Here is a 12,017-nt window from a genome sequence, read left to right on the forward strand (position 1 = left end):
CTGGTAGGCGATTTGTTTGTGACGGAGAAGGTCTTTTGTTTCTGGAGCAAATATGGTAGAATGATAGCTACTATAGAAGGAGGTTTTTATGGAGAGAGATAGATTGGTTCGACTCAATTGGAGATTGGGCATGCTGGCAGGTATAACCTTGCTTTTGGGACCTGTTCTACGATTTTTGCTATCCTATACTGGGGCCATCATCTATAAAGATCCTTCAAAAATGCTGGTTGTCACGGTTGCCTTTTCCCTGCTCCTGACATTTTTTAAGATTTTGATGATTGCATTAGGAACCTTTATGCTAATCTATTTCGAAGAAGACCAACAACTTCGAATGCTGCCATCTATTTTATTTATCATTGGTGGCGTGCTGGGCTTTCTTTCAGCGACCGAGTGGATAGGAGGATTTCTAATCATTAAAGGTGCTGTTACTTTTTCTAAATTTTTAAAAGAAGTCCGTGGTCTTGTCTGATAGTCTAGTGAAACAATCCGTTTGAGGGTTGTTTTTTATTTAAAGAATTATCTGGCGAAAGAATATGTTAGCAAAATGCTTTTTTTATAAGAAAACATGATGTAACTAAGAATACTAATCGTTTAATTGATGCTTAAAATAACAAATAATTGCAATTGTTTCTTGATTGAATATCGAGAATTAATAATAACTAGATGAGAGGACACTGTTCTCTCTTTTTAATTGATTTTAACTAGCTTTTTTGTGAAAAATTGTGTAAAATAGAATAGATAAACGAGGGAAACCTCGAAAAATAAAAGGAGAATCCATCTAATGGTAAAATTGGTTTTTGCTCGCCACGGTGAGTCTGAATGGAACAAAGCTAACCTTTTCACTGGTTGGGCTGATGTTGATTTGTCTGAAAAAGGAACACAACAAGCGATTGACGCTGGTAAATTGATCAAAGAAGCTGGTATCGAATTTGACCAAGCTTACACTTCAGTATTGAAACGTGCGATCAAAACAACAAACTTGGCTCTTGAAGCGGCTGACCAATTGTGGGTTCCAGTTGAAAAATCATGGCGCTTGAACGAACGTCACTACGGTGGTTTGACTGGTAAAAACAAGGCTGAAGCTGCTGAACAATTTGGTGATGAGCAAGTTCACATCTGGCGTCGTTCATACGATGTATTGCCTCCAAACATGGATCGTGATGATGAGCACTCAGCTCACACTGACCGTCGTTACGCTTCACTTGACGACTCAGTTATTCCAGATGCTGAAAACTTGAAAGTGACTTTGGAACGTGCCCTTCCATTCTGGGAAGACAAAATCGCTCCAGCACTTAAAGATGGTAAAAACGTATTCGTAGGAGCTCACGGTAACTCAATCCGTGCCCTTGTAAAACACATCAAACGCTTGTCAGACGACGAAATCATGGACGTGGAAATCCCTAACTTCCCACCATTGGTATTCGAATTCGACGAAAAATTGAACGTAGTTTCTGAATACTACCTTGGAAAATAATCTATAAACAGAAAGCCTAGGATTCCTAGGCTTTTTTGTTTTTGCTTCTAGTTTTCAACTAGTTGAAAAAGCGTTATAATGATAGTAAAGAGTGACTTGATTGTAAGAAAAGTAGATATGCTTGAAGCCCTGAAATCAGTAGAGTAATTCATTGCTTTAAACAGTAAATCAGTTGACAAAGTCCCTGCTTCTTGGTAGAATAAGAACTGTCGTAAAGACAAATAACTTCTTCTTGGTTACAGGCATGCCAACCTGTCACTCGGATGAAGCCAAATAAAAAGGAGAAACATCATGGCAATCTCAAAAGAGAAAAAAAATGAAATCATTGCACAATATGCACGTCACGAAGGTGATACAGGTTCAGTAGAGGTTCAAGTTGCTGTCCTTACTTGGGAAATCAACCACCTTAACGAACACATCAAACAACACAAAAAAGACCACGCTACTTACCGTGGATTGATGAAGAAAATCGGTCGCCGTCGTAACTTACTTGCATACTTGCGTAAAAACGACGTTAACCGTTACCGTGAGTTAATCAACTCTCTAGGACTTCGTCGTTAATCTGCTTTATTTTCCACTTACATTGCGTTGTCACCCTACCTCGATATACTAAAGTATTATCTTCGGTTACGGTTCCTAGCACTGTAAGGTAAAATAAACCAGATCATCTCCCTTCGGGGAGATTTTTTGTTTCACTAAAATTTTTATACAATCTTCGGTTCATCGCCTAGTCTATAAACGGTTTATCCGGCAAGAATCATGATGCTAAGGGCGTTAAAAATCCGTATGAAAATAGGGAAAGGAAACAGTGTTCGATGAACACAAGGAGTTTCATCTTTTTCACTAGGATTTTAGCCCGAGCTCAAATCAGCTCTCTGATATTCAGAGAGCTTTTTTATTGAGGTTTTATCGGTCATAATTTTGGAGACTACAAAAACGACCTTGGAGACCATCAGACGTATTGATAAGTTTTATCGGTCATAATTTTGGAGACTACAAAAACTTTCTGCGTTGGATGCGCCTTGGCGTTGTAGTTTTATCGGTCATAATTTTGGAGACTACAAAAACCTCAAATGGTATCAGCTAATGACACCATGAAGGTGCGCAGTTACTCGGCTTTTCAAGCCGAGTAACTGTCTGCAAGCCCCCTCGGAGAGTCCACACTTTACGAAGTAAAGTATAGTATGTTATACTTTACATGGAAGTAGTCACCGAATTCCAGTTAGAAATTACTTTGTAACTACGTTTTGAGGAGGAGTAAAATGCTTTCCTACGTTCGACATTACCCACTAGCGATAGCTAAATTAATGTGTCTGTGCTCTCCTAAAATCTGCTGATTTATTACTGACTAATACAGGAGGTTTTTATGGGACAGACAATCATATCTGCTATTGGTGTTTATATTTCCACCAGTATCGATTATTTAATTATTTTAATTATTTTATTTGCACAGCTATCACAGAATAAACAGAAATGGCATATTTATGCGGGGCAATATCTAGGAACAGGCTTACTTGTAGGGGCGAGTTTAGTTGCTGCTTATGTCGTTAATTTCGTGCCTGAAGAATGGATGGTTGGATTGCTTGGTTTAATCCCTATCTATTTAGGGATTCGCTTTGCAATTGTTGGAGAAGGTGAGGAAGAAGAGGAAGAAATTATTGAAAGATTAGAACAAAGCAAGGCAAATCAACTGTTTTGGACAGTTACATTGCTGACAATTGCGTCTGGCGGAGATAATTTAGGTATCTATATACCTTATTTTGCTTCGTTAGATTGGTCACAGACCCTCGTGGCGTTGCTTGTGTTTGTAATCGGCATAATTATCTTTTGCGAGATTAGTCGGATGTTATCCTCTATTCCGTTAATATTCGAGACAATTGAAAAATACGAGCGAATCATTGTGCCCATAGTATTCATTCTACTTGGACTATATATCATGTATGAAAATGGCACGATAGAGACTTTTCTGATCGTGTAGATTTTTTTTGTTTCACTAGGATTTTAGCCCGGGCTCAAATCAGCTCTCTAATTTTAGAGGGCTTTTTATGTTGTCACTTTACCTCGATATACCTAAGTATAATCTTCGGTTACGATTATTAGCACTGTAAGACCAACTATATTTATTTTTCTCATCTTGTTCCATTGTTGAAAATATGGTATACTTTTTATGAGAATTTTCTAAATTTTTAATTTTGTCTAAGGAGGTTTTCATGCTTTCCAAATTTTCTGGAAGCCGACAAGATTTGCAATTTGTGTTACTTTTAGTTATTTTACTAGGTATTTTAGGGATTTCTCTCTTTCTAGCAGTTTCAATGGGATCTGTTGCGATTGATTTAGGAGATACCTATCGAATCATTTTGAGCAGATTGGGATTTCCTCTTGAGATAGGAGAGGTTTCCAAGTCTACTCTTGCCATTGTATGGAATATGAGGTTCCCCCGAGTATTGTTAGGTCTGATAGTAGGGGTTGGTCTTTCTATGTGTGGTAGTGTGATGCAGTCCACAGTGAACAACCCCATCGCTGAGCCTTATGTCTTAGGAATTTCTGCGGGTGCAACTCTAGGGGCAACTTTGAGCATCATTATTGGTTTAAAATTGGTGATTAGCCTTGGAGCTTTCCTTGGAGCTATTTTGGCAACAATCGCTGTCCTTATCATTGCCTCTATGCAGGGCAGGATGACGACTTCTAGTCTGATCTTATCAGGAACGGTGGTCAATGCTCTCTTTCTGGCATTTTCCAACTTTATTATCTCAGTTGGCGCTAATGCGGACAGTGTGATGACCATTAAGTTTTGGACCATGGGTTCGCTTGCAGGGACTACTTGGTCTGACTTAGTCCTGCCAACTATAGTAGTAGGATTGGCCTTTCTATTTTTCACTACTCAGTATCGTGTTTTTAATGCGATGATGATGGGAGATGAGGCTGCTTTAACTTTGGGAATTCCCTTACGCTTCTATTGGTATCTTTACGTGACCGTGGTGGCTGTGCTGACAGCTGTCTTAGTGGCAACTTGTGGGATTATTGGATTTGTCGGTCTGATTACTCCACATTTAGCTCGAGGGTTAGTAGGAACGAATTACAAGAGGCTTTTTCCCGTTGCAACCTTGCTGGGTGCCCTCTTTGTCATCTGGGCAGATGTACTCTCTCGTATCATCATTCCAAATGCCGAGCTGCCGATTGGTATTTTCACAGCTTTAGTAGGTGCTCCCTTCTTTATCTACATTGTTGGAGGAAGGCGAAGGGAGGTGAGGGCCTGATATGGACTTGATTTGTCAGGATGTCCACTTTGGAATAGGAGAGAAAAAAATTCTCAAAGGAGTTTCTCTTAAGGTTGAGGGGCATCAATTTCACACGATACTAGGACCAAATGGAAGTGGAAAAACTAGCCTGCTTAAACTCCTCTATCGTCAGGAAAAGGCAGACAAAGGCTTGATAAGCCTAGATGGAAAGCCACTGGAGCATTGGTCACTCAAAGAAACAGCCAAGCAAATGGCAGTTGTTACCCAGTTTAATCAATTGCAGTTTGATTGTACAGTTGAGGAAATCGTCTTGCTGGGAAGAACGCCTCACCTCTCTTTTTTACAGAAGGAAAAGGAAAGGGATTATGCCCTCGTTCAAGATGCTCTCGTCAAGGTGGATATGCTTGAGAAGAAAACTCGTCTCTATTCGTCTCTGTCAGGGGGGGAGAAACAACGAGTCTTATTAGCCCGCGCCTTGGCGCAAGAACCGACTCTCTTGCTCCTGGACGAACCAACCAATCACCTGGATATCAAGTATCAGCTAGACTTGTTGGCCATTGTGAAGAATCTCAAGGTCAATGTTTTAGCTGTCCTACATGATATTCAACTTGCTTGTCGCTATTCGAATTATCTCTATCTGATGAAAGAGGGAGAAATCCTTTACCAAGGGACTCCAAAGGAGACCATCACCCCAGAGTCATTGCAAACTGTATATGGAGTTCAAAGTCAGGTTACTTGGACCGAGGATCAGCAAGCTATGATTCACTATTTATAAGAAAGAAAAGGAAAACAAGATGAAAAAAACACTAAGCATTTTACTCGTAACAGTAGCTACCTTAACGATGGCAGCTTGTGGCAATACCACTACAGAAAAAGCAACCACACAATCTAGCACGGAAACAAGTCAAAAGGCCAGCACAGAGACGACTTATCCGTTAACAGTCAAGACCTATGATGCTAAAGGGAATGAAGTCGAACAAGTCTTTGACAAGTCACCTGAAAAAGTTATCACCAACAATCTTTCAACCACTGAAATCTTATTGGAGTTAGGCTTGAAGGATAAAATTGCTGGCATGCTCAACCCTGACAATGCTGTAACAGACAAATACAAGGATGCGATTGCGACGATTCCTCAAATTGGGGACAAAAAAACAGTCTCACAAGAGACAGTCCTTTCTTATGAGCCAGATGCTGTGATGGGTCGAAACATGATGTTTTCTGAAAAATCCTTGGGGACAGTTAGCACCTGGAATGAAAACAAAATCCCAGTCTATACGCAAAAAGCTTCTCTTTCAACGATTCAGCAAGATTTGGGAAATATCGTAGAAGATGTCAAAAATCTTGGAATGATTTTCAATGTTCAGGACAAGGCTAATGAATACGCAGTCCAATTACAAGCTAAAATTGATGCTGTTAAGAAAGCAAACCCAGCAAGCCAAGGTGAAAAGAAAAAGGCTTTGATTATGGTTGCTTATAATGACGAAACCTTTGGTGCTTACAAGTCTGCTTTGCAAGAGAGCTTGTTGAATCAACTTGGTTATACCAACGTTGCAACGGGAACATCAGGCTTGACCTTGGAAAATCTCGTGTCAATGGATCCTGAGTTGATTATCTATGTGACCAGCGACCGCAATAAAAAATTGGATGCCAACGCAGTAGAGTTGATGAAGGCAAATGAAGTTTTAGAAAACGTTCCTGCAATTAAGAATCAAAAAATCATGACCATTTCTTACGATGAGTTGATGGACTATGGTCCAGCAGTGATTGATTCCCTTGAGAAAATCAATGACTTTATCAATAAATAATGAGTTTGATTGGGAAGGGATCCAAGTCAAGGTCAGCCTTCCTTCAACCTATGATCCCAATCAAATCTATCCAGCGATTCTCTTGAATGATGGAAACTTGGATTTTCTATCTTCCCTTTCAGAATCTGTGATTTTAGTGGGCTTGACCTCTAAAAATCGCCTAGATGACTACACTCCCTGGAAGGCACCTGCTCTGAGAGATGGAGCTCCAGATTTTGGCGGTCAGGCAAATGCCTATCATAGTCATTTATTTGGAGGTCTTTTAGACAAGTTGCAGTCGCTTTATCGCCTGGACAAAAATCGCCTTGCCTATGGGGGTTACTCACTAGGTGGTTTGACAGCAGTATACAGTCTTTTCCATTTTGACAAGGTCTCCTGTATCTTCTCTATCTGCGGTTCCTTTTGGTATCCTGATTTTGTGACTTACTGCAAGGAAGAAAAGGTGAGAAATTTAGATTGTTTGCTGTATTTACAGAACGGTCAAACAGAAGGAGCCCATCATACCAATCGCTTGGCTCAAGCACCAGTCTATGCTGAGCAGATCCATACTAGCCTTCAGAAGCACTATCCGGCTGGTCAGTTTGTCTTTGATTCTTATGGGCATCATGAGCAAGTGGTTGAGCGATTTCTAGTCTTTTCCAGCTGGTTGGCCCAAGAATGGGAAATTGCATAAAAGAAATATCCCTTGGTAAAAGCCAAGGGATAATTGTATTTTTTAACCAAGAGACTCTCTCTTCTTATCTGGATTCCAGATAAAGCTTGCGATGAAGGTAAAGATAATCGTTAGGATACCAACAATCACAGCAAGGAAGAGGGCAGGGATACGGACAAACCACCAGAGTGGATTTGGTTTTTTATCATTGTGCCATTGCTTGGTTTCTTCGTCCAAACGTTGGAATTCTGCTTGGATACGGTCTGCAACCATTTCAATCCCTTCATCATTCATTTTCTTGATGTCTGAGATATCGATTGGATTTCCAAAGTTCATATCGACACGTTCACGGCTAACCAAGCCCTTCAAGGTCATGGGACCGGTGTAGGTAACCGGCATGATACGGACCTTGGCCATTTTAGCAATCAAGGCAACTCCGCCTTTGACATCTGTCGAGTGGCGACTACCACTAGGAAACATGATAAGGGAACGGTCACTTTTTTTGAGAACATTGATAGGGTATTTGATAGCAGAGGCGCTAGGATTTTCCCGGTCGATAGGAAAGGCCCCACACATACGAATCCACCAGCCAAAGATGCGGTTGTTAAAAAGCTCTTTTTTAGCCATAAAGATGAACTGTTTTGGTTTGGTCGCAAAAGCCATGTAAACTGGATCCCACCAGGTACGATGAGGTGCGACCAGGATATAGTTTTCATCTTTACTAGGGATTTTATCAGTATTGTGGTAGTGGGCATTGCCGTTGATGGACCACAAAATTAGCATGACTAGTCCACGTAAATAAGTATAAAACATGAGATCTCCTTCGATTGTATTGCTTTTATTATTATACCTTATCAAAAGACTGCTGGCAAACTTTTTCAGTTATCAGCCAACAGTTTTAGATTGGATTAGAATTCTTTTAAAAAAAATGATATGATAGAATTTATGGATAAAAATAAGATAATGGGATTAACCCAAAGAGAAGTCAAGGAAAGACAGGCTCAAGGTTTGGTCAATGACTTTACCGCATCAGCCAGTACCAGTACTTGGCAAATCATCAAACGAAATGTTTTTACACTTTTTAACGCATTAAACTTTGTTATTGCCCTAGCGCTTGCCTTTGTGCAGGCTTGGAGCAATCTGGTCTTCTTTGCTGTTATCTGCTTTAACGCTTTTTCTGGAATTGTGACCGAACTACGTGCCAAGCACATGGTGGACAAGCTCAATCTCATGACCAAGGAAAAGGTCAAAACCATCCGTGAGGGTCAGGAAATTGCCATCAATCCAGAAGAATTGGTGCTGGGTGATGTGATTCGTCTGTCGGCTGGAGAGCAGATTCCTAGTGATGCGCGGGTTTTAGAAGGCTTTGCGGAAGTCAATGAAGCCATGTTGACGGGTGAGAGTGATTTGGTGCAAAAGGAAGTGGATGCCTTGCTTTTATCAGGGAGTTTCCTAGCCAGTGGCGCAGTTTTGGCTCAAGTCCACCATGTCGGGGCAGAAAACTATGCTTCCAAACTCATGCTGGAAGCTAAGACAGTGAAACCCATTAACTCCCGTATCATGAAATCGCTGGACAAGCTAGCTGGTTTTACTGGGAAGATTATCATTCCCTTTGGTCTGGCTCTCTTGCTAGAAGCCTTGATTTTAAAAGGCTTGCCTCTCAAGTCTTCTGTAGTGAATACTTCGACAGCACTTTTGGGTATGTTGCCCAAGGGAATCGCCCTTTTGACCATCACTTCGCTCTTGACTGCGGTGATCAAGCTGGGCTTGAAAAAGGTCTTGGTGCAGGAGATGTACTCTGTCGAGACCTTGGCGCGCGTGGATATTCTCTGTTTGGACAAGACGGGAACCATCACCCAAGGAAAGATGCAGGTGGAGGCCCTTCTTCCTTTGACCGAAGAGTATGGTGAGCATGCGATTGCCAGCATTCTGACCAGCTATATGGCCCATAGTGAGGATAAAAATCCTACAGCTCAAGCCATTCGCCAGCGTTTCCAAGGAAAGGTTGCCTACCCTATGCTTTCCAATCTTCCCTTCTCTAGCGACCGCAAGTGGGGAGCTATGGAGTTGGAAGGGCTAGGGACAGTTTTCTTAGGGGCGCCTGAGATGTTGTTGGACTCTGAAGTACCAGAAGCCAGAGAGGCCTTGGAACGAGGTTCTCGTGTCTTGGTCTTGGCTCTCAGTCAGGAAAAACTAGATCATCACAAACCACATAAACCATCTGATATTCAGGCTCTGGCCTTGCTGGAAATTTTGGACCCCATTCGAGAAGGAGCAGCAGAGACACTAGACTACCTCCGTTCTCAGGAAGTGGGCCTCAAAATCATTTCTGGGGACAATCCGGTCACTGTATCCAGCATTGCCCAGAAAGCTGGTTTTGCAGACTATCAAAGCTATGTAGATTGCTCAAAAATCACGGATGAGGAATTGATGGCCATGGCTGAGGCAACAGCCATTTTCGGACGGGTTTCTCCTCATCAAAAGAAACTACTGATCCAAACCCTGAAAAAAGCGGGTCATACAACGGCTATGACAGGGGACGGTGTCAATGATATTCTGGCCCTTCGTGAAGCAGACTGTTCGATTGTAATGGCAGAAGGAGATCCGGCAACACGTCAGATTGCCAATCTAGTTCTCTTGAACTCAGACTTTAATGATGTTCCTGAGATTCTATTTGAAGGTCGTCGGGTGGTTAATAACATTGCCCACATCGCTCCGATTTTCTTGATTAAGACCATTTATTCCTTCTTGCTTGCTGTCATCTGTATCGCCAGTGCTCTTCTAGGACGGTCTGAGTGGATTTTGATTTTCCCTTTCATTCCGATCCAGATTACCATGATCGACCAATTTGTGGAAGGTTTCCCGCCATTCGTTCTGACTTTTGAGCGAAATATTAAGCCTGTTGAGCCAAATTTCCTCAGAAGATCCATGCTTCGTGCCCTACCAAGTGCCCTTATGGTCGTCTTCAGTGTTCTTTTTGTCAAAATCTTTGGGGCTAGCCAAGGTTGGTCAGAGTTAGAAATCTCAACCCTACTTTATTATCTCCTTGGGTCTATCGGTTTCTTATCCGTATTTAGAGCCTGCATGCCATTTACCCTCTGGCGTGTGCTTTTGATTGTTTGGTCAGTAGGAGGCTTCCTGGCTACAGCTCTTTTCCCAAAAATCCAGAAACTGCTTGAAATTTCGACACTTACAGGACAAACATTCCCTGTTTACCTTGTCATGATGGCTGTCTTTACAGTGATATTTATCTTAACCAGTCGTTATCAAGCTAGAAAATAAAGAAAGGCTGCAATCTGTGGATTGCGGTCTTTTTAGGAGCGAGATTGCTAGCTGAAATATGGTATAATAAGAGGTAACAGAGTTTTGGAAAGAGAGAGAAGATGATTTCAAAGAGATTAGAATTGGTGGCGTCCTTTGTGACACAGGGGGCCATTTTACTAGATGTGGGGAGTGACCATGCTTATCTGCCTATCGAGTTGGTCGAGAGAGGCCAAATTGAGCGTGCTATTGCTGGTGAGGTGGTGGAAGGCCCCTACCAGTCTGCGGTCAAGAATGTTGAAGCTCACGGTCTAAAGAAGAAAATCCAAGTCCGTTTAGCCAATGGCTTGGCAGCTTTTGAAGAGGCAGACCAGGTATCGGTTATCACCATTGCTGGCATGGGAGGTCGTTTGATTGCTAGGATTTTAGAAGAGGGTTTGGACAAGTTAGCTAATGTAGAGCGTTTGATTCTTCAGCCAAATAATCGTGAAGACGACTTGCGCATCTGGCTACAAGACCACGGTTTTCAGATTGTAGCAGAAAGCATCCTAGAAGAAGCTGGCAAGTTTTATGAAATTCTAGTGGTGGAAGCTGGAGAGATGTACTTATCAGCAAGTGATCTTCGCTTTGGACCCTTCTTGTCCAAAGAGGTCAGTCCAGTATTTGTCCAAAAATGGCAAAAAGAAGCAAATAAGTTAGAGTTTGCTCTTGACCAAATCCCAGAGAAAAATCGAGAAGAACGTCAAGTTCTAGCTCATAAGATTCAAGCCATCAAGGAGGTGCTCCATGTTAGCAAGTGAAGTGATTAAACGTTATGAAGATTTTTGTCCTCAGGAATTTTCCATGGAGGGAGACAGTCGTGGCCTGCAAATCGGTACTTTAGACAAGGATATCCAAAGGGTCATGGTTGCCCTTGATATTCGTGAAGAGACGGTGGCAGAGGCTATTGAAAAGGGTGTAGATTTGATTATCGTTAAGCACGCGCCGATTTTCCGTCCGATTAAGGATTTGGTAGCTAGCCGTCCACAAAATCAGATTTACATTGATTTGATTAAGCATGATATCGCAGTTTATGTCAGTCACACCAATATTGACATTGTCGAGAATGGCCTCAATGATTGGTTCTGTCAGATGTTAGGTATCGAGGAGACGACTTATCTCCAGGAAACAGGCCCAGAACGTGGGATTGGGCGTATTGGTGACATTCAACCTCAAACATATGAAGAATTCGCCAGTCATGTCAAGCAAGTATTTGACCTAGATAACCTTCGCATGGTGCATTATCAAGAGAGTGATTTGAAGAAGGAAATTTCAAGAGTTGCCATTTGCGGTGGTAGTGGTCAGTCTTTCTATCCTGATGCTTTGGAAAAGGGGGCGGATGTCTATATTACTGGTGACATCTACTACCATACTGCCCAGGACATGCTGTCTGATGGCTTGTTGGCGCTGGACCCGGGCCACTATATCGAAATTCTTTTTGTTGAAAAAATTGCTGATCTCCTTGCACAATGGAAGGCAGAAAAGGATTGGACCATTGATATCATACCTAGTCAAGCATCGACCAATCCTTTCCACCATATCTAGTT

At 41.8% G+C, this 12,017-nt stretch carries 12 protein-coding genes; 11 read left to right on the forward strand and 1 reads right to left on the reverse strand.

Annotated features, from left to right (window positions below):
• Window positions 1-88 precede the first annotated feature (88 nt).
• From SNAG_RS02880 to SNAG_RS02915, 8 genes are all read left to right on the forward strand, one after another.
• Window positions 89-469 (forward strand): hypothetical protein, encoded by a 381-nt coding sequence (locus SNAG_RS02880; protein ID WP_044020432.1) that lies wholly within the window; start codon window positions 89-91, stop codon window positions 467-469.
• A gap of 312 nt (window positions 470-781) precedes the next feature.
• A complete protein-coding gene (locus SNAG_RS02885) occupies window positions 782-1,474 on the forward strand; it encodes a phosphoglycerate mutase (RefSeq protein ID WP_000240126.1) in 693 nt (230 codons plus the stop codon).
• Between the two features lie 291 nt (window positions 1,475-1,765).
• Entirely contained in the window at window positions 1,766-2,035 is a 270-nt protein-coding gene (rpsO, locus tag SNAG_RS02890; RefSeq protein WP_001018251.1) for a 30S ribosomal protein S15, read from the forward strand.
• An 805-nt stretch (window positions 2,036-2,840) separates the two neighbouring features.
• A complete protein-coding gene (locus SNAG_RS02895; RefSeq protein ID WP_000531728.1) occupies window positions 2,841-3,452 on the forward strand; it encodes a CadD family cadmium resistance transporter in 612 nt (203 codons plus the stop codon).
• Between the two features lie 232 nt (window positions 3,453-3,684).
• Window positions 3,685-4,731, forward strand: coding sequence for a FecCD family ABC transporter permease (locus SNAG_RS02900; protein ID WP_096406348.1), 1,047 nt, complete (start codon window positions 3,685-3,687; stop codon window positions 4,729-4,731).
• A 1-nt stretch (window position 4,732) separates the two neighbouring features.
• Window positions 4,733-5,488: an ABC transporter ATP-binding protein gene (locus SNAG_RS02905; RefSeq protein ID WP_096406351.1), complete on the forward strand. Its 756-nt coding sequence runs from the start codon at window positions 4,733-4,735 to the stop codon at window positions 5,486-5,488.
• Window positions 5,489-5,507: 19 nt separating this feature from the next.
• Complete coding sequence (locus SNAG_RS02910) at window positions 5,508-6,518, forward strand: ABC transporter substrate-binding protein (RefSeq protein WP_096406354.1); 1,011 nt, start codon at window positions 5,508-5,510, stop codon at window positions 6,516-6,518.
• Complete coding sequence (locus SNAG_RS02915; RefSeq protein WP_096406356.1) at window positions 6,499-7,191, forward strand: alpha/beta hydrolase-fold protein; 693 nt, start codon at window positions 6,499-6,501, stop codon at window positions 7,189-7,191. Before SNAG_RS02910 ends, SNAG_RS02915 begins: the two co-directional genes overlap by 20 nt.
• 42 nt (window positions 7,192-7,233) lie before the next feature.
• Here the strand turns inward: SNAG_RS02915 and SNAG_RS02920 are convergent, their stop codons facing one another.
• Window positions 7,234-7,983, reverse strand: coding sequence for a lysophospholipid acyltransferase family protein (locus SNAG_RS02920; protein WP_096406359.1), 750 nt, complete (start codon window positions 7,981-7,983; stop codon window positions 7,234-7,236).
• A gap of 132 nt (window positions 7,984-8,115) precedes the next feature.
• Between SNAG_RS02920 and SNAG_RS02925 the strand changes: the two genes are divergently transcribed.
• The 3 genes from SNAG_RS02925 (at window position 8,116) to SNAG_RS02935 (ending at window position 12,015) form a co-directional block, all read left to right on the forward strand.
• Complete coding sequence (locus tag SNAG_RS02925; RefSeq protein ID WP_096406361.1) at window positions 8,116-10,452, forward strand: cation-translocating P-type ATPase; 2,337 nt, start codon at window positions 8,116-8,118, stop codon at window positions 10,450-10,452.
• A 101-nt stretch (window positions 10,453-10,553) separates the two neighbouring features.
• A complete protein-coding gene (locus SNAG_RS02930; RefSeq protein ID WP_096406364.1) occupies window positions 10,554-11,231 on the forward strand; it encodes a tRNA (adenine(22)-N(1))-methyltransferase in 678 nt (225 codons plus the stop codon).
• On the forward strand, window positions 11,218-12,015 hold the full coding sequence (locus SNAG_RS02935; protein ID WP_096406366.1) for a Nif3-like dinuclear metal center hexameric protein: 798 nt from the start codon (window positions 11,218-11,220) through the stop codon (window positions 12,013-12,015). Before SNAG_RS02930 ends, SNAG_RS02935 begins: the two co-directional genes overlap by 14 nt.
• Window positions 12,016-12,017 lie beyond the last annotated feature (2 nt).

This window comes from Streptococcus sp. NPS 308, assembly GCF_002355895.1.
Lineage (GTDB): Bacteria > Bacillota > Bacilli > Lactobacillales > Streptococcaceae > Streptococcus.